The sequence below is a fragment of the Pseudomonas sp. LH1G9 genome (assembly GCF_002949975.1).
Lineage (GTDB): Bacteria > Pseudomonadota > Gammaproteobacteria > Pseudomonadales > Pseudomonadaceae > Aquipseudomonas > Aquipseudomonas veronii.
In genome coordinates this window covers 2242509-2262725 of record NZ_CP026880.1, presented here as the reverse complement: position 1 = coordinate 2262725, position 20217 = coordinate 2242509, and the positions used below count along the sequence as shown (strand labels likewise).

General features: G+C 62.3%; 14 protein-coding genes. 3 read left to right on the top strand and 11 right to left on the bottom strand.

The window, feature by feature from the left end:
* Positions 1-756 precede the first annotated feature (756 nt).
* A complete protein-coding gene (locus C5F70_RS10530) occupies positions 757-1740 on the top strand; it encodes a GlxA family transcriptional regulator (RefSeq protein ID WP_046484266.1) in 984 nt (327 codons plus the stop codon).
* Here the strand turns inward: C5F70_RS10530 and C5F70_RS31045 are convergent.
* The 11 genes from C5F70_RS31045 to C5F70_RS10480 all read right to left on the bottom strand — a co-directional run bounded on the left by C5F70_RS31045 (position 1733) and on the right by C5F70_RS10480 (position 17017).
* A complete protein-coding gene (locus C5F70_RS31045; protein ID WP_256588393.1) occupies positions 1733-2866 on the bottom strand; it encodes an avidin/streptavidin family protein in 1134 nt (377 codons plus the stop codon). The genes C5F70_RS10530 and C5F70_RS31045 overlap by 8 nt on opposite strands.
* Complete coding sequence (locus tag C5F70_RS31040; protein ID WP_256588392.1) at positions 2809-3666, bottom strand: pepsin-like aspartic protease; 858 nt, start codon at positions 3664-3666, stop codon at positions 2809-2811. The genes C5F70_RS31045 and C5F70_RS31040 overlap by 58 nt, the downstream gene beginning before the upstream one ends.
* Before the next feature lie 162 nt (positions 3667-3828).
* The gene (locus tag C5F70_RS10520; RefSeq protein WP_026139948.1) at positions 3829-5187 is read right to left on the bottom strand and encodes an MFS transporter; all 1359 of its coding nucleotides are present in this window, start codon (positions 5185-5187) and stop codon (positions 3829-3831) included.
* 21 nt (positions 5188-5208) lie between these two features.
* Complete coding sequence (locus tag C5F70_RS10515) at positions 5209-6030, bottom strand: aspartate/glutamate racemase family protein (protein ID WP_017846354.1); 822 nt, start codon at positions 6028-6030, stop codon at positions 5209-5211.
* Between the two features lie 32 nt (positions 6031-6062).
* Positions 6063-6953: a hypothetical protein gene (locus tag C5F70_RS10510; RefSeq protein ID WP_017846353.1), complete on the bottom strand. Its 891-nt coding sequence runs from the start codon at positions 6951-6953 to the stop codon at positions 6063-6065.
* 70 nt (positions 6954-7023) lie between these two features.
* A complete protein-coding gene (locus tag C5F70_RS10505; RefSeq protein ID WP_017846352.1) occupies positions 7024-8682 on the bottom strand; it encodes a hydantoinase B/oxoprolinase family protein in 1659 nt (552 codons plus the stop codon).
* Positions 8683-8694: 12 nt separating this feature from the next.
* Positions 8695-10779, bottom strand: a complete 2085-nt coding sequence (locus tag C5F70_RS10500; protein ID WP_104903258.1) for a hydantoinase/oxoprolinase family protein — start codon at positions 10777-10779, stop codon at positions 8695-8697.
* A 163-nt stretch (positions 10780-10942) separates the two neighbouring features.
* The gene (locus tag C5F70_RS10495) at positions 10943-13570 is read right to left on the bottom strand and encodes a LuxR C-terminal-related transcriptional regulator (RefSeq protein WP_081610129.1); all 2628 of its coding nucleotides are present in this window, start codon (positions 13568-13570) and stop codon (positions 10943-10945) included.
* Between the two features lie 279 nt (positions 13571-13849).
* Positions 13850-15112, bottom strand: coding sequence for an FAD-binding oxidoreductase (locus C5F70_RS10490; protein ID WP_017846349.1), 1263 nt, complete (start codon positions 15110-15112; stop codon positions 13850-13852).
* A complete protein-coding gene (locus C5F70_RS10485; protein WP_017846348.1) occupies positions 15102-16049 on the bottom strand; it encodes a dihydrodipicolinate synthase family protein in 948 nt (315 codons plus the stop codon). Before C5F70_RS10485 ends, C5F70_RS10490 begins: the two co-directional genes overlap by 11 nt.
* Positions 16050-16090: 41 nt before the next feature.
* Positions 16091-17017, bottom strand: coding sequence for a 4-hydroxyproline epimerase (locus C5F70_RS10480; RefSeq protein ID WP_104903257.1), 927 nt, complete (start codon positions 17015-17017; stop codon positions 16091-16093).
* 195 nt (positions 17018-17212) lie between these two features.
* On the opposite strand from C5F70_RS10480, the gene C5F70_RS10475 reads away from it, so the two are divergent.
* Positions 17213-17980, top strand: coding sequence for an AraC family transcriptional regulator (locus C5F70_RS10475; RefSeq protein ID WP_046484259.1), 768 nt, complete (start codon positions 17213-17215; stop codon positions 17978-17980).
* 86 nt (positions 17981-18066) lie between these two features.
* Positions 18067-20133 carry a maltose alpha-D-glucosyltransferase gene (gene treS, locus C5F70_RS10470; protein ID WP_017846345.1) on the top strand — a complete coding sequence of 689 codons (2067 nt, stop codon included), beginning with the start codon at positions 18067-18069 and terminating at the stop codon, positions 20131-20133.
* Positions 20134-20217: the final 84 nt, after the last annotated feature.

Below are 20217 nucleotides of genomic sequence, written 5' to 3'. Positions count from 1 at the left end.
GGTGGTGGTGGTGGTGGTGGTGGTGGTGGTGGTGGTGGTGGCCACGGTCAGGGCGGGGGTCATGGCGGTCCCGGCCTGCGTTAAGTAACGGCTTATTGGGGCAAGCCACGCTATTCATCTTGATGAGGCGTGGCTTGCCTTTTTTTTGCCCGGCTTAAATCACAGGCAAAGAAAAGCCCGCGATGGGGAGAGCGGGCTAAAAGGTGTTTCTCTAGGAGCTGAAACAACACTAGGCGTTCACCTGTGAAAGCTTTGTGAAAGGCTTGAGTCAATGTATCGATGGCCAGTTTGCTGGTGCTGTCGCTGTACCCGAGGCTGTTTTCGCGTCGAGCGCCGGGGCTGCGCTGACGTCAAACGGGCGAGATGGTCGCCAGCAGACCGATGCCAATGGTCAGCACCAAAAAGCCAAACAGGAAAATTGCCATCTTGGTCATAAGGCCTCCGAAGGGAAGGGGGCGGCAGGAACATTCCTGTCGCGCTCGACAAGGGTGTCGGGAGTGGCCCTATTGTCCGCCTCGATGACATTTCGATACAGGCGCAGATAGTAAAGAAAAAACCGTATCAGATGCGCGCGCAACGCTTTGGCCCGGGGGGTTGGAGAGGGCTGGCTTTATCAAGATCAGCAGGTGAGCCATGTCTTGAGGGTACGGCGCGCCACCTGAGACAGCCGCAGCATTTCCCCCTAAGATGGCGCCCACAGCCTCAACAATAAGAGAGGGCCGACCCTCGATGGAAAGACGTCAATTCAGCGGTGGCATGAAAGGCAAGAACCTGCGCTACCTCAATGAAACACCCGGCCAGCCGGCGTCAGCCACCCGCGTTGGCTTCCTGCTGCTCGAACACTTCTCCCTGCCAGCCTTCACCCAGACCCTCGACACCTTCGTCACCGCCAACCTGTTGCGCCCCGAGTTGTTCGCATCGCGCACGTTCGGCTGGGGCGACGGCGAAGTCATCAGCGACCTGGGCCTGGTGATCCGCCCGGATGCACGCCTCGACGTGGCGGCCCTGCAAACGCTGGAGTTGTTGGTGATCTGCGGCGGCTTTCGCACCGAACTCAAGGCCAGCGACGACTTCGTCCACCTGCTGCGCAACGCCGCCGAGCAGGGCGTCAGCCTGGCCGGCTTATGGAACGGCGCCTGGTTCCTCGGCCGCGCCGGCCTGTTGCAGGGCTACCGCTGCGCCATCCACCCCGAACATCGCCCGGCACTGGCGGAAGTGTCCAAGGCGGCCCACGTCACCAGCGAACCGTATGTCATCGACCGCGACCGCCTGACCGCCTCGAGTCCGTCCGGCGCTTTCCACATGGCGCTGGATTGGATCAAGGGCCTGCACGACAAGGCCTTGGTCGAAGGTATCGAAGATATCCTGGCCTTCGAGGAGTCGCGCTACCGGCGCATCAAACCGACGGAAAACATCTGCGTCAGCGCGCCGTTACGCGAGGTGGTGAAACTGATGGACGCCAACCTCGAAGAACCCTTGGAGCTCGACCAACTCGCCGTCTACGCCGGCCGCTCCCGCCGCCAGCTCGAACGGCTGTTCAAGGAACAACTGGGCACCACGCCGCAGCGCTATTACATGGAACTGCGGGTGACCGAGGCGCGCCGGCTGTTGCAACACACTGAGTTGTCGCAGGTGGAGGTGCTGGTGGCGTGCGGGTTTGTTTCGCCGAGTCATTTCAGCAAGTGTTATAGCTCGTATTTCGGCTACAGGCCGTCGAAGGAAAAGAGGTTGGTCAAGTAGCGCGAGTGAAGCGTATCGATGAGATCTGTGTTGCCAGGTAGGCATTTGCAGGCGCGACTGAAGCGCTTGCCAGTACCAGCAGTTCGAGCGTCTCTCCCTCCAACTCCAAGGCACCACATAAGGCACGCACCGTCGCATCCGGAGTCTCGGCGGCGGTGAGACTCACGGATTGGCGCTGGAGTTTACTCGCGACGGCATTGATGTCGGTAAAGCCGCTAACCTCTGCGCCAGCGCCGCTGTTCGGACACGTCAGCTGCCCCCGAACGATACCCATGCGTTGCTTGCTGTGGCTATGCACGCTCAAGACCAGAGACGTCCCGTCGCCAGCGACCCAATTGCCCGCCAGGGCGTTTTCAACGGGTAACAGCGTGGATGGCAAAGGGGGCTCAACGTACAGCGGTTTTTCTATCCGACGATAAACCAACTTGTCGACATAGGTTCCCGGGGCGGCAAGTTCGGGGAAGTCGCTGGTCGCGACCAACAGATGGGACAACGTCAGCGCATCGCCCGCAACCGTCATACTCAATTGCCCACTCAACCCGGAAGTCCAGTTCCAGCTAGGGTCGCAGGAGTCGGCGCCAAGAGCGTGCCAGTTGATGGCCAGCGCGATGGGTTGGTTCTTTTCACGGCTGGCGCCCGCGCCCAGGGAAAAGCCGCGTACCGGATACTTGCCGGTTGAGCCTGTCGAAGAATGATAAGTGCCGTAGATTCGCTGTCCGGACACCTCCAGGTTCATGACCGAGCCGTAGTCGTTCTTCCAGGTGCCGGCGACCGACACGGTTTCATTCGAAGGGCCTGGGAGGGCGAGTTTTCCATTGACGATTGCGCGCGTTCCCGGCGTGAAACGTTTTGATGACGACCGCGTGATGATCTGCGGGCCATCAGCACGATTGAACAGCCAGACGCCTACGGGGGCCAATGAATAGACCTCATGACTGCATTTCACGACTTGATACTCGTACACCGTGTAGCAGTGCTCCATTACCAGCGACCCCACCAGCACCAGGTCAGCCAGGCCCAATGGTGCGAACTGAGGCAAGCGCTCACCTTTTTGCGGGCCTTCTTCGATCAGGCAGTTATAGAGGTCGGCACCCAAGGTGATCTCGCCGTCGGCAAACCCCAGCACGATGTCGGGTTCTCCCCCTGCGCAATACGAGCCAGGGTCCGGCGCATCAAACCGTCGTCCCCCTTGAACTGCGAAGAGCCTGAGTCGAGCGCAAACTTGATGTTGCTGGCCATCAGCTCTGAGCCGACCGAGTAAGATTTCAGGTCGGCCGACCAGATGTATTCCACACCCGCTAATGTGCTGTAGACCGACCACGGCAGAAATAACTGCGCGCCTTGGGTTTTCGTGGGATCCACGCCGCCCATTTGGCAGCTGCCGGTGCGGGCCTGGTTATCCCAATCAAATGCGACGAAGGGGTGATCGGGTGACAGTTGACCTTCACGCATTAATGCCTGGAGTAAAAAGGCGCTGCGCCCCTCGACGTAAGCACTGCTGCAAGGTAAACCCAGGCCGCCGTCCCAATCGAGTTGCTTGAATTGTTCGCCGTCATAGGCTGCGGCCAGCAGCAGTTGAGTCTCCAGTGGCGTACCGCAGGGCATTGTCAAAACGTCTGAGGCGGATTCCACTTGCATCGTGCCCCAAGGGCCAAAGCTGTAAGGCCGCTGCAAGCAGTCGGTAAAGGCAAAGGTGCTCGAAGCCTGGAAGTCAAAGCGGCTACCGGCAAAATGCACGCACTGGTCAGCGGGACAAAGTGCCGAGGTGATCCAGTTCATGTTGGTGCCAGAATCGATTGCGAACTTCAGCGGTTGGCCAGGGGTGCCGAGTTCAAGCGTGCAATACCAAGGCGAAGCACCGTTGTTCTGATAAGGCCCGCGCCGCATGGGAAAAACCAGGCGGTTGTCCAAGTGTTTATTGCTCATGGGAACTCCGTTTCCATTCGGACTGATAGGCGCCCGACAGGTGTCGGTGCCCGGAATAGGGCGCTTGAATGCGCCTGGCGATATTCAGCCCGATCTGCGTGGCGGCCACTGCCAGCGGCGAACCCTTCGGGTTGTCGGATTCGACGCTGAACTCAGGTGGTTTCAGCGTAACGCCTGGCCTTCGGTTTCCGGCATGAACGCGGCAAGAATGACCGTGACCAACAGAAATGCATTGATGATGGTGGTCGTCAGGTTGAACGACGAGCCGTAGGCGATTAACGCGCCGATCAGAGACGGTGCCAGTACGTTCGCCACACGCTGGGCGAAAATCGCCCAGCCATAACCCACAGTACGCAACGCGGTGGGATACAGCTCACCGATCCATGTACCCCACACTCCCCATGCGCCGAGGCTGAAGAAGGCCAAGGCGAAATTGCTCAGGTAGAGCATTTCCAGGGTCTGGGCGTTGGCGAAACCATACCCCGCCAGCACCGATGCGCTGATAAACGCCACGATGACTTTTTTGCGTCCAAAACGCCCCGTCAGATACGACGCGGCCATATACCCAGGGATCATGCACAGCGCCGACAGCGCAATAAAACCGTAGCTCTGCGGCAAACTCAGGCCGCGCTGCTGCAGCAAGGTGGGTAGCCAGGTTTGCAAGCCCCAGTAACCCCACGAGAAGGTAAAGTTGACGGTGATTTGCAGCAGGCTGACTTTGAGCAGGGCACGGCTGAATAGCTCACGCTGGTGTCCGGAAACCGTGCGATCAACCTGCAGTTCGCAGTCCTCGGGTATGCTCACCGCCCCTTGGCTCAATACGGCAATCGCCGCTCTGGCCTCCTGTTGCCTGCCGGCGGAGGCCAGCCAGTAAGGCGACTCCGGCACCCAGCGTGCCACGGCGATCGCCCACAACCCACCGAGCGAACTCAAGACGATGATCGCGCGCCAGCCTTGCGGCAGTAACCACACCGTGGCACCCAACGCCAGCAGCATGCCAACAGGCCAGCCAGAAGCGAGATAGACGGTCAACGAGCCGCGCTGGCGCACCGGCAGCAGTTCCTGATAATGCGCAAAGGTCACCACCATCATGCCCACGGCTGCAACCCCGGACAGCAAGCGCAAGGCATACAGGGTTGAGTAATCGGGTGCGAATGCACTGGCCAGGGAGACGGCCCCGTAAGCGCCCAGGCTCCAGACAATCGCGCGTTTTCGCCCGATGCGTTCGGCAACTTTGCCCCAGGCCAACGCACCCAGCAGCATGCCGATGAACATCGCGCCGATCAGGTGGCCCACGGCAAGGGCGTCCAGGCCAAACTCCGCGGCAATCAGTGGTGCGGTGTAGACAATGATCATCATCTCCCAGGCTTCAATCGCAAAGACAAAGAACAGCACCAGGCAACACTGCAGGTGAGTACGGGTGAGGGGGAAATTTCGGAAGACCTCGCCCACGTTGCGGGTGTGTGAGTCCGGCGTAGGTTCCGGGTGAACGGCATGTAGCGTTGAGGGAATATCACGCATGGTGGCGATCCTTTTTGCGAGTCAGGCGCTGACACGGTTGCCAATTGGCGCAGGGGCGCGGAACAAACCAAACCGTTCGATTTCAGTTTCCGGTGGCGGCTCACAACTGCCGACTCGACTCGGACGCCAGCCAAACCTGCGTTTCATACCCGCCATCGCTTCGGCCACCTTGAATGCGGCGACTACCGGATCTATCACGGGCACGCCGACTTCCCGTTGCACCTCCTCGAAAAAGCCGAACTCAATGGTGCAGCCGAGGATGATGGCTTCGGCACCGTCCTCTTCGACTGCGCGGTGGGCTTGTTCGATGATCTTGCGACGGGTCACGGCATGATCGCGCTGGAACTCATCGACGCCCATGCCCAACGGACGCAGCGAAGCCAACCGGGAGCCGGCGCCATAGCCTTGCACCCGCGCACGCATCTGCTCGATCCATTTGTTGCGCCCGACAATGATCGAAAAGCGATTGGCCAGGTGTTCCGCCACCTGCAGGCTCGCCTGGCAGGGCGCGACGACCAGGGTTTCACCGGAAATTTCCCGTGCGTCTTCCAGTGCCGGATCGTAGAAGCAACCCAGCACTAGCGCGTCTACACCCGCCTGGGCGCAATCGCGGGCGATATGCACGGTGCGTTCATACGTAAGGGCCTCGTAGGCGCGGTATTCCAGGTGCGTTGGGCTGGGCGTCATGTCGAACGACACTACCTCCACCTGAGTGGAGGGTTGTTTGATGCGGTGCAACAGCTCAGCGATGGGCGCGTCAAAGGTCGGGCAGCCGATCGGGTTGAGCCAGCGCACGGTCACTGCAATGTCTTGCGGTGCGATGTTGAAGGTTGAACTGTCCACACGGTATTCCTCGATAAGTGTGTTGAATGGCACTAGAAGAACTTCACCAGAGCCATGGTCAAACTATTGGAATAGGGCAGGTTGTCGCTGTGGTAGTAGTCGAAGTTCAGGTTGGCCGACAGGTAGAACCCCTGTTTGCTGAAACCGGTGTAGGTCATCGCCGGGCCGATCTTGCCTTCGCGGGATTCCTTGAAGTCGGACGCCGAGCGATTGTTGATGTGGTAAGAATGATGGACGCCCAGCCATACATCGTCGGTGACCAGATACCCGGCGGCGATGTCGGCCAGCCAGAAACTGACACCGCCGCGCAGGCGTGTCGGGTCGCCGCTGCCGAGATCGGTCGCGTGCCGATTGCGCGCGGCGTAGTGAATGCCGGCCGGCGTAAAGGTGGCGGCGAAACGGCCCAAGCGCAGGTAGTTGGCGACGCTGAAGCTTGCGCCATAGCGGTTGGCAAACGCGCCGTAACCCGTGCCCTCATCATTGCCGTTGGGAAACTCCAGGGAGAGCGTCGGGTTGATCCAGAAGGTGGTGAAGTCATCGGAACCATAGGCACTGGTGGGCTCCACCACGTTGTAGTAATACGCCAGGCCGAGGTTCGGTGACGCCACGCCCCACGAGCCGTTGTTGCGAGCGCTGTTGTCATTGCTGTAGCCCGTGTCGGCGCCGACCCAAAACTGCAATTGGTCGCGCTGCGTCCCGGTAAAGCCGGTTTCCGAAAAGTACGCCAGGACAGTGTTGCTGCCCGCGCGCACGCTGCCCGTTGTGGTGCGGCTGAATACAGGAAACGATTCCAGGGCCCACTGTCCGGGTACGCCCGGTTGGGCGAAGCCGATGAACTGTTCAGCGTGTGCCTGGGGTGTGATCCCCAAAACCCAGGCAAGCGTAGGCGCTACCCATAAACGAGATGAGTGTTGCAGTTTCATGAGGGTGCTCTCTTTTTGTTGTTGTTCTTGAAGGTCGAGCAGCAGGCGGGGCGCGGGAGGCGCCCCAAGGTCACGTCACCAGGCCGTATACCGACTGAGCGGTCGCCGCATCGAGGTAGCCGTTTTTCACGTCGTTGCGCACCGCGTCCGGATCTCGTTGGCTGGCGGGGCCATACCCTCCGCCCGCGCCGGTGCGTACCCTGACCAGATCACCCGCGCTCAACGCGATGCCGCTGGCCATCGCGTGGCGTTCGCGCTGACCGTTCCGGCGGATGACTTCGACGTAATTGGGCGTGCCTTCGGCCCCTTGTTCCAGGCCCCAGGGCGGAACGACCGCGCGGGTGTAGCCGCAGGTCATGAAGCTGCCATCGGCGCGAATCCGATAATCGATGCACACGCCACGGCCGCCTCGGAATTGCCCATGCCCGCCGGCTTCATCATTCAAGGCCATGCGTTCGACATACAAGCCATAGCGGGCTTCACAGACTTCGACGGGGCAGTTGTAGGTTTCGCCATGCAGCCCGGAGTAGACGGCATTGTTGCCATCGCGCCCGGGTTCGGCGCCCCAGCCGCCGATTTCCGGTTCGACCAGGGTGAACAGGCGGCCCGTGTCCGGGTGAATGCCGCCAATGATCGTGGCGCACACCGAGGCAAAATTGCCGGCGGGCAACCGGTCAGGAAAACGTTGGGCCAGACAGCACAGGATCAGGTCGTGAACCCGGATGAGGTTCTCGAAATAGAAACCTTCGGCGGCCGGTGGCAGTGCATCGAACAGCGAGCCGGGGCGGGTCAACACCCTGAGAGGGCGAAAAGTGCCGCCATTGGTAATGCCTTGGGGGGCGGTCAAGGCCTTGAATGCCATCTGTGCGGCAACGACGGTGCCGTCGCGACTAAGATTGGTTGGCCCTTGGCATTGATCGGGGTTGTCGCGCAGATCGACGACCATTTCGCTGGCGCGGATGTCGATCCGGACCTTGAACAGGCTGCCGTCATCCTGCAGTTCTTCCAGACTTAACTGCCCTGCAGGCAGTTCGCCCAGAGCCTTGAGGGACACCTTTTCGCCCAGGTCCATGAAGTCTTTCATCGCCAGCAGAAACAGCGCGCTGTCATACTTGCTCGTCAGCTCGCGCAGGCGCGCGGCGCCACCGCGCACGGCAGCCACCCCGGCCCACAGGTCACCCTCCATGAAGTCCGGCATCCGGGTATTGGCGCGCAGGATCTGCAACACCGAGCGGATTGGCTGGCCTTGGCTGATCAACTTGACCGACGCCAGGCGCAGACCTTCCTGGAAGATGTCCGTCGCTTCTGTTGACAAAGAGCCCGGCACTCGCCCGCCGACATCGTTCCAGTGCGCGATATTCGCGGTCCAGGCGACCAACTGGCCTTCGGCAAAGACCGGCATGGCCAGTACCACATCGTTGAGGTGAGTCACCGCACCGTCGTGGGGGTCATTGCTGATGAAGACGTCTCCGTCCTCGATGTCCTGCGGCAACGGATGGTGCTGCAGAATTTTCTTCACGGCCTTGTCCAACACGCCGACAAAGGCCGGAATACCTGCGCCGGAACTCGCAATGTCGCCGTGCGCGTCGGTAATGCCGGTGCCCATGTCCAGGACTTCATAAATCACCGGGCTCATCGCCGCGTTGCGCATGGCGGTGAACATTTCGTCGGCAATTGCCTGGAGCGAGTTCTGGATGATGTCGCGGGTAAAGATATCTAGCGTACTCATGGCAGCGCTCCTTCAGCCGTTGATCATGATGTGCAGGTTGCCGAGGCGGTCGACCTGTACGCGGTTGCCGGGGTGAACCACCACCGTGGTGCCGGCGTCCTCGACGATTGCCGGGCCGTAAAATGTCATCAGCGGTTCGAGCAAGTCGTAGTCGTAGAGGTTCGCGTTATGGCAACCCTCCTGGGCGTAATCCACACGGCGTTGGCCTTTGCAGGCGTCGCTGACGCGGCGGCCGGTGATCGGCAGCGCTTGGGGCGTCAACTTGCCGATCTGGGCCGTGGCGACCAGATGAAAACCGATAATTTCCAAGGGGGCTTGCAGGCGATAGGTGTAGTGCTGTTCGTAGAGACCATGAAAACGCTGCTCGATCAGTGCCCAGTCCGCGTCGAGACATTCGTGCGGGTTGAGCAGCACTTCGACTGAATGTTCCTGGTTCTGGTAGCGCAGCTTGCAATACACCTGGAGCTCGACCTGTTGTGGGGGGATCGCTTCGGCGACGAATTGCTCGCGGGCCGCACAGCTCAATTCGTCGAGAAATTGCTGTGCCTGCTCAAGCTTGTCGGCCTGGGCGGTATCGACAAAGCGGTTGATAAACAGATCGCGGCGCAAATCCGACAGCGTCATGCCCCAGGCCGAGAACACCGAGGCGCTCCGGGGGATGATGACCTTCTGCACGCCCAGTTCCTGCGCCAGTGCGACCGCGTGCATCGCGCCGCCGCCACCGAAGGCCATCAGCGTCAGTTCCCGTGGGTCATGGCCGCGGCTCAACGACACCAGTTTCAACGCGTTGACCATATTGTCGTTGGCCAAGCGCACGATGCCACGGGCGATCTCGTCGGCTGGCAAGTTCAGGCGTTGACCCAGCTCGTTCAAGCCGCGCTTAACCGCGGGCAGGTCGGCCTCCACGCGGCCGCCGCAAAAGTAGTCCGGGTTGATACGCCCGAGCATCAGGTTGGCGTCGGTCGTGGTGATGTGCGTACCGCCGTTGCCATAGGCGGCGGGGCCCGGTACTGCGCCGGCGGACTGAGGCCCCACGTGCAGTTTGTCGAAGTCGTCGACCCAGGCGATAGAACCGCCGCCGTTGCCGATCTCCACCAGGTCGACCACGGGCACCATGATCGGATAGCCGGCGTTGATCCTGTTGCGCTCGATCCAGTAATCGGTCTTGATCGATACTTGGCCGTTACGGATCAATGCACATTTGGCCGTGGTGCCGCCGATGTCGAGGCCCAATAGGTTGGGTTCGTCGATCAGTTGTCCCAGTTGCGCCGCAGCCCAAAAACCGCTGGCCGGGCCTGACTCGACCATGGTGATCGGGGTCTGTCGGGCGTGCTCTACGCTGTCGACGCCGCAGTTGGATTGCATGATGTACAAGGGCGCTGTGTAGCCGCTGTCACGCAGGCCATCGACCAGGTCATCCAGATAACGTGCAGCGATGGGTTGAACATAGGCTGAGAGCACGGTGGTACTGGAGCGTTCGTATTCGCGCCATTCACGGGTGATCTGATGGGAGGCCACCACCGATACCTGTGGCCAGAGCCTACGTACTTCGTGCAGAACCGCCTGTTCATGGGCCGGGTTGGCGTAGGCATGCAGCAGGCAGATAGCAATGGCCTGCACATTGTCGGCACGAAAGGCATCGAGGATCCGGGGCAGTTGCGAGAGGTCGAGCGGTTCACGTTCCTGGCCATTGGTGTGCAAGCGGCCTGAGACTTCGCGGCGCAGATAGCGGGGCACGAAGGGGGCTGGCTTGACCCATTTGAGATTGAAGTAGTCCGGCCGGTTGGCGCGTGCAATCTCCAGCACATCGCGAAAACCTTGGGTGGTAATCAGCGCCGTCTTGACGCCGCGACGTTCGGTCAGGGCATTGATCACTACCGTGGTGCCGTGGGCCAGAAAATCCACGCTGCCCAGGTCTACGTCGGCCTTGCCGATGACGTTGAGTACGCCTTGGGCAAAGTTCGGCGGGGTGGTGTCGACCTTGGCGGTACGAATGGTCTGTTCGCCGGTGACCGGATCGCTGATGAAATACACCAAGTCGGTAAAGGTTCCGCCGACGTCGGTGGCCACGCGCACTGTTTTGCCGTCCGTACCCACAGGGCATCTCCTGCTGTGTTTATTGTTATGGGCGCCAGGAGAAAAGGGCTCTCACTGGGGTTGACGGGATGCTAGGGCGCGGCACATGGCGGCGACTACACACGGGGCGGGTAGGTGGCAACGATCTAGGCAGATCGACTACCCGCACGGGTAGGTGGGTGGGTCAATGAAAAGGTGTCAGCATCCCCAGGCGCAACGCGGCGGCCATGGCGGCGGTGCGGTTGTCCACGCCGAGCTTTGCGAATACATGCTTGAGGTGGAATTTCACGGTGTTTTCAGAAATGTCCATGGCCTGGGCAATGGCTTTGTTCGATTGGCCTTCGGCGAGCAGGGCGAGGATCTGCGTCTCTTTGGCGCTGAAGGGCGTGCGCGGGCGAACGGGGTGGGCGCGCCATCCGCGCAGGCGGGTGAGCACCGCGGGGGGCCTGGAACGGCTGTTGGTGCAGGCCTCCAGGGCGGCGAGCACACACGGTCCGGCCTCGAGCAGGAGGCCGGGCAGGGCCGTTGCGGGTATCGACGCCAGGGTCGCGTCCAGCGCTACCGCATGACCTTTGCCGTGAGCGGCCAGGGTCAGCACCTGCAGGCGCCACGTGGGCAGTCGCAAGCCTTGTGGTTGCAGCACCCCGACGCCTTGTTGCAGGCGATTGAGCGCCGCGCCGGACGCGCCGGTGGCGAACTGAAACCGGGCCAATGCCAACGTAGCCGCTTCCAGGTTACGCCAGTCCTCGGCGTTGTTCGCGGTGTGGTCGAGGTTGGCGGCCAGCGCTTCCTGGCGCGCCTGGGTCAATGACCCGCCTTGCACCAATAAGTCGACTCGCCAGGTGCGGACCAAGCGTTCCAGGCGCTGCCAGTTACGCGCGCTGGCCAGTTGGGCGGTGTGCTCAAGCTCCAGCAGTGCCGGTTGCAGGCCCAGGTTTCGCAGGGCGCTGCGCCACGTCACCTCGGCGGTGGCGGCCGCGATATCGAGCCAGCCGTCGGTATGTTTGAGTGACGCCCAGCCATCGCGAAACCAGGGGGTCGCCTCGGCCCAGGCACCCTGCCAATACAAGTGCTGCGCCTTGAGGCAACCCACCAGTGCCCTGACCGAGCTTTCGCTGCCGAACTGGCTATCGGCAATGGCCAGTGCGTTATCGACCATCTGCGCTGATGCCGAAAGGTCACCCCCCAAGGCCAGGACCTGCGCCTCGTGGATACGGCAATAGTTCTCGCCCCGCGGGCTGGCGGCCAAGCGCATCTTGATGTGCGCCGAGCGGATGACTTGCAGGGCCAAAGGCAGTCGTCCCTGGGTCAGCGCCTGCAAGGCGTGGACGCACTCCAGCGTACCCTGTGCAAGTACATCGTCGCCTGCGGCGCCTGCGCAATGGTGCGGTTCGAAGCGATCCGTATAGGCATTCGCCAGCGTGTGGATGACATGAAAATCCCGCGCCAGGCGAGGGTCATCCTCGACCCTGCCATGGGCGAGGTACAGCAGTTGTGTGGCGAGGGCATGATCACCGAGCTTGGCGTGCAGATAGGCCTGGAGCAGGAGCAAGTCCGGTTCTTCCCTGCGGGTTTTCTCGTCGAATAAGCCCAACAGGCTTTGCGCGTAGCGGATGCCTTTGTGCAGCACGACCTCCCAACTGCCGGCTCGCACCACCAGTTGCACCGCCAGCCGGGTATCGCTGGCGCGCAGCGCGTAGGTGATCGCCTGTACCCAATCGCTCTCCTCAGCTAGCCACTGGGCCGCTGCGTAGTGGATATCGCGCGCGACGCTGGCGTCGATGCGCTGGTTGAGAAAATCCTGGAGCAAGCGGTGCTGGCGGAACCACTGGCGGTCGGCATCCAGAGGTACCAACAGCGCATCCAGATGGGCCAGTTGCATCAACTGCTGCGCACTGTCGCTACGGCCGCGTACCGCATCTGCCAACTCAGGGTTGAAGCGCTCGAGCAGGGCCATATCGCGTAAAAAGTCCTGGCTGTCCTGGGGCAGGCGTTGCACCACTTGCCCGGTCAGGTAGTCGGCCATATCGGCGCTGCAGCCTGAAAAGGCGTTCAGGCCGTACAACGATGCGTCGCCATTGGCGCACCACAGCCGGGCCAGTTGTACGGCAACCGGCCAACCTTCGGTTTTTTCGTGCAAATGCTGTTGTGCGCTCGGCGCAACAGTGGGGCCGAGAATTTCGCTGGTTTCGACCTGGGTGAACCTCAGCGCTTGGGCAAACACTTCGTGGACCCAACCGTTGGCCTTCCATTGGGCCAGTGGCCAGCCAGGGCGGACGCGGGCGGACACCACCCACTCGAGCCACGGTGCGGCCTGTTCCAGCAAAGCCTGTACAAGGGCGTCAAGCGCAGCGTTTGCCGCGGTGTGATAGTCGTCAAGAAACAGCGTAACCCGGCAGTTTTCCCGGGCGAACGCGTGGAGAAGGGCGGTGATCGTGCGATGCGGCTGCACATCCAGCGCCTGGGCGTGCGCCAGGCGCGTCAGATGGCCGAGATCAAGCCCCGCGCGATCCAGCGTCAAGATCAGATAGGACAGGAAACGATTCGGGTCGCCGTCGGCCTCATCCAATGACAACCACGCGACGGTTGCCGAGGGGGTGTTCGATAGCAAGGCTTGCCGCCGTTGCATCAACAACGTGGTTTTTCCGTATCCGGCCGGTGCGACCAGCAGCACCAGCGGCCCCCTTGTCCGGGCATGCAAGGCGGCCAATAGTGCCTGGCGTGGCAAGGACGTGAGCAATGTCAAGGGCGGCGCCAGTTTGCCAATCCAGCACCAGTCACTGGCGACAGCGGGAGAAACGTCTGTATTCATGGCTGCGGGCTCATGGAGAAGAGGGCCGCTTGGGGTTGTATCAATTACGTTTTGGCCTTGGGGGCGGCGAATAGTTACGTGATGTTTATTCGGTGTATGAAGCCAGGCCCGCAGTGGGTTCTGTTGTGAAAAACCTGTGCGAGCAGATGGGAGCGTCTGCGCGAAATCCTTGCCACGTCTGCGTTGGTGAGGCGCCGCGCCGCTTGTGTGCCACACGGTCCTACAAGAGCTGTGGGACCTTTCTGGATTTTGAGCGAAGCACGCTTGGCGCGACGCCGCTCAGAACCGCACCAACCGATACCCCTCCAACTCCGGCAAACCCGACAGTCGCGGCCGTGTCGAAGCCAGTTGCGCGATGAGCTCCGCAGTCACCGCTGCCTGCGTCAACCCCAGATGTTGATGCCCGAACGCAAGCAACACCTTGCCGTCGGCGACCCGATCGATGATCGGCAGCGAGTCCGGCAGGGAGGGCCGGAAGCCCATCCATGGTGTCGCGTCCTGTGCATTGAGGTCTTGCCGGAACAACCCTTTGCTCAGGCGATGCAGCTGCCAGGCGCGTTGCATATTCGCCGGGCGCTCCAGGCCGGCGAATTCCACGGTGCCGGCCAGGCGCAGACCGCCGCGCATGGGCGTCATGATGAACTTGCGCTCCAGGGAGGTGACGGCGAAGGGCAGGCGTTCATGTTCGTGGGGCAGCATCAGGTGGTAGCCGCGTTCGGTGTCGAGGGGGACGTGCTTGCCGGTCAAGGCGGCGGTGAGTTTCGCCGAGTGGGCTCCGCAGGCGATCAGCACTTGGCGTGCGGCCAATGGGCCTTGATCGGTGGTCAGCGTGACGCCATGGGCGTCGACTTGCCCGCCCAGCACCTGGCGGGTGAGGAATTGCACGCCGTTGGCTGTGGCGGCGTTCACCAGTTCGCACACCACCTGATAGGGATCGAGAAAGTGCCCGGTGCCCGCAAAGAACAGCCCGCCCTGGATGTGCTCGCTCAACTGCGGCGCGGCCTTGTGAATGGTGTCAGCCGACCAGAACACCACCGGCACGCCTTGCTGCGCCATGCGTTGCTGCAGCGCGTCGATGGCCCCTCGCGAATCCGCGCGCTCGAACACCAGCAACGAGCCGTCTTCGCGTAGCAGCTCCGGCCGGTCGATGCCTTGCAGCAGGCGCTGCCATGCGCCCAGGCTGCCTTCGTTCAGTGCGCGAATGCCGGCGACCGTGCGCCGGTAGCTGGCCGGGCGCAGGTTGAGCAGCAAACGCGCAAACCAGGGCAGGGCGCGGGGCAGGTATTTCCAGTCCAGGCGCAGCGGGCCCATGGGGTCCATCAGCATCGTGGGCAAGCGCTTGAGGATCGACAGGTCGGCGATGGGGAACACTTGTTCGCTCGCCAGATGGCCGGCGTTGCCATAGGAGGCGCCCATGCCGGGGGGCTGCGCGTCGATGACGACAACCTGGCGCCCTTGACGTGCCAACTGCAAGGCGCAGGCGACGCCGATGATGCCCGCGCCGACTACGGCGATGTCGGCGCTTGTGGGTTCAAGCGACATTCTGTTCCGCCGACCAGTTCGCATACCACTGGCGGAACAGCGCGTACTGGCTTTCGGCATAACGACGCTGGGCCGCGCTGAGCTGGTCGCTTTCGTTGAAGTGCAGGGCGTAGCCATGGTCGCCGTTGAGCACCATCAGGTGCTTGTAATACAGCACCAGATCGCAGCCTTCGTCGAACGATGACAGCACCGCCAGCGCGGCCTCCAACTCAAGGGCCTGGCGACGTGCCTTGGCGTCGCCCTTGGCGGCTTGCTTGCTTAGCGCCACCAGTTGCAGCACTTCCCGAGGTAGGGCGTTGCCGACGCCGGTGATAGCGCCGGTGGCGTTGCAGTTGACGAAGCCGTGTACCACCTGGGTATCGACGCCGACCATCAAACTCACGTTATCGTCCTGGGAGGTGATGTGTTCGGCGGCGTAGCGCAGGTCGGCGGCGCCGCCGAACTCCTTGAAGCCGATCAGGTTCGGGTGCTCGCGGCGCAGCTCGAAAAACAGCTCGGCGCGGGTGGCGAAGCCGTAGTAGGGGCTGTTGTAGATCACCGCCGGCAGGTGGGGCGCAGCGTCGAGGATCGCGGCGAAGTGGGCCTTTTGCGCGGTGGCCGAAGCGCCACGGGACAGCACGCGGGGAATCACCATCAACCCCTGGGCGCCGACCTTGGCCGCATGCGCCGCGTGGGACACTGCTTCACGGCTGTTGACCGCGCCGGTGCCGACGATGGTCGGCACGCCGGCGGCGGCCAGGCGCGCCACGCCCTCCTGGCGCTGGGCTTCGGTGAGCAACGGCCAATCGCCCATGGAGCCGCAATAGACCACGGCGCTCATGCCGATATCGATCAATTCGCGGCCCTTGGCGACGAGGGCGTCGAAGTCCGGCTTGCGCGCGGCGGTACACGGGGTCATCAGTGCGGGAATGCAGCCGGTGAAGATGGTGTCGCTCATGGGGCTAACTCCTTGGAATATTCAGTCAAACCATGCAGGGCTCAGATGCCCCAGGCGAAAGGGTCCTGCGCATCGATCAGCAGGGTGCTGTCGGCGGTCATGTAGGCGCGACCGGTGATGTACGGGCGCACGCGTTCGCCGTCCCATTCATAGCGGCCTTCGAACTGGCTGCCGGTGATGCTGGCTTGTACCCAGGTTTCACCCGGCGCGAGTTTGTCATCGGCGGCCAGGCAGGCGAGCTTGGCGCTGGTGCCGGTGCCGCAGGGCGAGCGGTCGTAGGCTTTGCCCGGGCACATGACAAAGTTGCGGCTGTCGGCGTGGGCGTCATCGGCGAACAACTCGATATGGTCGATCAGTGCGCCGTCTTCGCCATAGATGCCTTGGCGTTCGAGGGCCTTGAGCATCGCCCAGGTGTAGTCGGTCAGGGCGTCGACGTTATCCATCTGCAGCGCCTGGCCGTGCTCCGACACCAGGAAGAACCAGTTGCCGCCCCAGGCGATATCGCCATGGACCACGCCATGCCCCGGCACATCCACCGCTACCCGTTGGCGAAAACGGTAGGCGGGCACGTTGCGCAGGGTCACGGCGCCGTCTGCATGCAGTGTGGCCGCCACCGGCCCGACGGGCGTGTCGACGGTGTGTACGCCCGGCTCGATGCGCCCCAGATAGTGCAGCGAGGCAACCAGGCCGATCGTGCCGTGGCCGCACATGCCGAGGTAGCCGGCGTTGTTGAAGAAGATCACGCCGCAGGTGGCGCCCGGTGTGACCGGCGCGCAATACAAGGCGCCCACCAGCACATCGTTGCCACGCGGTTCCAGCAGGCAGGCGCGGCGCCATGCGTCGTGGTGGGTGCGCAGGTTGTCGAGTTGTGCGGCGATGCTGTTGCCGGCCAGTGCGGGGAATCCGTCCATCACCAGGCGCGTGGGTTCGCCGCCGGTGTGAGAGTCGATGACGTGCAGTCGTTTCATGACACGCTCCGTTCAGGGGTGAGCCTGGCCGATGGGATAGGCATGCAGTGGCCATATCGTGAACGCGTCAGCGCTGCGACGATTGATGTTTTGCGCCGGGTTGGATGACGAATTCAGCACAGTTTTCTACGCTCGACAGCATCCCGTGCATGGGGCAATCTGCTGGACGTCGAAGCGCAAAGAGGGGGCGGAGTGATGTTGCAGAGTGCGTTTGCAGCCCTGTGCCAAGGGCACGAGGCGAATCGCCCGCAGAGCATCGAGCAGTTATTGGCCGGCGTCATGCAACTGCTGCCGATGCTCGACGTGATCCCCAATGCCGCGATTTTCATCAAGGATCTCGACGCCCGCTATGTGCTCGCCAACCGCACCCTGGTGCAGCGTTGCGGGCTCAAGCAACTGCAACCGTTGCTCGGCAAAACCAGCGCCGAGGTGTTCCCCGAGCAATTGGGGCCGGGTTATACCGAGCAGGACCGGCGCGTGCTGGAGCAGGGGTTTGTATTGGCGGATCAGCTCGAGTTGCATCTCTATGGCAGCCGCGAACCGGGCTGGTGCCTGACCCACAAGTGGCCGCTGTACAACCACGTCGGGCAGATCATCGGCCTGGCCGGCATTTCCGTCGACCTGCAATCGGCCAGCGAAACCCACCCCGCCTACCAACGCCTGGCCGCCGTGGACGCGCACATTCGCACGCATTTCAATCGGCGCGTGACCTTGGGCGAACTGACGCGTATCGCCGGGATCTCGGTGGCGCAGCTGGAGCGCTACTGCAAGCGCGTGTTCCACCTGACGCCGCGGCAGATGATCCAGAAAGTGCGCCTGGAGCACGCCCATCGCTTGCTGCACAGCGACCTGCCGATCACCGACGTCGCGCTGCAGTGCGGTTACACCGACCACAGCGCGTTCAGTCGCCAGTTCAAGGCGTCGACGGGGTTTACGCCGAGGCAGTACCGTCAGTTGAGCTAACCGCCGGCATTGCGATGCAACGAATAGCCCCGCTCGCCGCTCCTATGCTTACGAGTAACCTTTTCACGACGACAGGTAATGGGCTTATGACGGCGGCTGACAACGATCATGTGAACTGGCTGGTGCAACAGTCGATGCTGCACGCGGCGCGCCAGCGCGCCAAGCTCTATTCGGGGCAAGGGCGCCTGTGGCAACAGCCGTATGCACATACCCGGCCGCGTGATGCTTCGGCCTTGTCGTCGGTGTGGTTCACCGCGTACCCGGCGTCGATTGTCACCCGTGAAAACGGCACGGTGCTCGAAGCGCTGGGCGATGAGGCGCTGTGGCATGCCTTGTCGAAGATCGGTATCCAGGGTATTCACAATGGTCCGCTGAAAAAGTCCGGCGGCTTGGCCGGGACGGAACACACGCCGACCATCGATGGCAATTTCGATCGCATCAGCTTCGACATCGACCCGCAGTTGGGCACCGAGGCGCAGTTGCAGGCGCTGACACGCATGGCGGCGGCTCACAATGCGGTGATCATCGACGATGTGATCCCCTCGCACACCGGCAAGGGCGCGGATTTCCGCCTGGCCGAGATGGCCTACGAGGACTACCCGGGGCTCTACCACATGGTGGAAATCCGCGAGGAAGACTGGCCGTTGCTGCCGGAGGTCGCCGACGGGCGCGATGCCCAGAACCTCAGCCCGCTGCAGGTGGACGCGCTGCGTGATAAACACTACATCGTCGGCCAGTTGCAGCGGGTGATTTTCTTCGAGCCTGGCGTGAAGGAAACCGACTGGAGCACCACGCCGGTGGTCATCGGCGTCGATGGCAAGCCGCGGCGCTGGGTCTACCTGCATTACTTCAAGGAGGGCCAACCGTCGCTTAACTGGCTCGATCCATCCTTCGCCGCGCAGCAGATGATCATTGGCGATGCGCTGCACGCGATCGATGTGATGGGCGCCAAGATCCTGCGCCTGGACGCCAACGGTTTCCTCGGTGTGGAGCGCAAGCTCGACGGCACGGCCTGGTCGGAAAGCCATCCGCTGTCGATCACCGGTAATCAATTGCTTGGCGGCGCGATTCGCAAGGCTGGCGGTTTCAGCTTCCAGGAACTGAACCTGACGCTGGACGACATCGCGTCGATGTCCCACGGCGGTGCTGATCTCTCCTACGACTTCATCACGCGTCCGGCCTATCAGCATGCCTTGCTGATGGGCGACACCGAGTTCCTGCGCCTGATGCTGCGCCAGATGCACAACCTCGGCATCGACCCCGGCTCGCTGATCCATGCCTTGCAAAACCATGACGAACTGACCCTGGAACTCGTGCATTTCTGGACCCTGCATGCCCATGACAGTTTCCTCTACCAGGGGCAGACATTTCCCGGCAACATCCTGCGCGAGCATATCCGCGAGCAGATGTACGAGCGCCTGGCCGGCGAACATGCGCCGTACAACCTCAAGTTCGTCACCAATGGCGTGTCCTGCACCACCGCCAGCATCATCACGGCGGCCCTCGGCATTCGTGACCTTGCGGCGATCACGCCGGCCGATGTCGAGCAGATTCGCCAGATCCATTTGCTCCTGGTGATGTACAACGCCATGCAGCCCGGCGTGTTCGCCTTGTCCGGCTGGGACCTGGTCGGGGCATTACCGTTGGCGGCGGATGACGTCGCGCACCTGATGACTGATGGCGATACCCGCTGGATACACCGCGGCGCCTACGACCTGGTGGACCTGAACCCGCAGGCCGAGCTTTCGGCGGGGCAGATGCCGCGTTCGAAAACCCTGTACGGCAGCCTCAACCGCCAATTGCAGGACCCGGACTCGTTCGCCTCCCAGTTGCAGAAAATCCTCGCCGTGCGCCGTGCCTATGACATCGCGGCCAGTCGCCAGATCCTGGTGCCGGACGTCGAACATCCTGGCTTGTTGGTCATGGTCCACGAACTGCCGGCCGGTAAAGGCACGCAAATCACCGCGTTGAACTTCGGCAGCACGCCGATCACCGAAACCCTGCACCTGCCCAATATCGCGCCGGGGCCGGTGGTGGACATCATCAATGAACGGGTCGAGGGCGATCTGACGGCCGAAGGGGCGTTCACCATTACCCTGGACGCGTATGAAGGGTTGGCGTTGCGGGTGGTCAGCAGTTCGCCGATGCTTTAGCGCAGATCAAGTGATGACCGGCACCGACCCGCCAAACTGGTTGGGTGCAGGTTGGCACACGGGTTGAGGGCAACCCGACACGAC

Bases quoted from the DNA above. Each gene is read 5' to 3' on its own strand.
- C5F70_RS10530 (WP_046484266.1), top strand. From the start codon at position 757: ATGAAAGGCAAGAACCTGCGCTACCTCAATGAAACACCCGGCCAGCCG.
- C5F70_RS31040 (WP_256588392.1), bottom strand. From the start codon at position 3,666: ATGAGCAATAAACACTTGGACAACCGCCTGGTTTTTCCCATGCGGCGC.
- C5F70_RS10520 (WP_026139948.1), bottom strand. From the start codon at position 5,187: ATGCGTGATATTCCCTCAACGCTACATGCCGTTCACCCGGAACCTACG.
- C5F70_RS10510 (WP_017846353.1), bottom strand. From the start codon at position 6,953: ATGAAACTGCAACACTCATCTCGTTTATGGGTAGCGCCTACGCTTGCC.
- C5F70_RS10505 (WP_017846352.1), bottom strand. From the start codon at position 8,682: ATGAGTACGCTAGATATCTTTACCCGCGACATCATCCAGAACTCGCTC.
- C5F70_RS10495 (WP_081610129.1), bottom strand. From the start codon at position 13,570: ATGAATACAGACGTTTCTCCCGCTGTCGCCAGTGACTGGTGCTGGATT.
- C5F70_RS10490 (WP_017846349.1), bottom strand. From the start codon at position 15,112: ATGTCGCTTGAACCCACAAGCGCCGACATCGCCGTAGTCGGCGCGGGC.
- C5F70_RS10485 (WP_017846348.1), bottom strand. From the start codon at position 16,049: ATGAGCGACACCATCTTCACCGGCTGCATTCCCGCACTGATGACCCCG.
- C5F70_RS10480 (WP_104903257.1), bottom strand. From the start codon at position 17,017: ATGAAACGACTGCACGTCATCGACTCTCACACCGGCGGCGAACCCACG.
- C5F70_RS10475 (WP_046484259.1), top strand. From the start codon at position 17,213: ATGTTGCAGAGTGCGTTTGCAGCCCTGTGCCAAGGGCACGAGGCGAAT.
- treS (WP_017846345.1), top strand. From the start codon at position 18,067: ATGACGGCGGCTGACAACGATCATGTGAACTGGCTGGTGCAACAGTCG.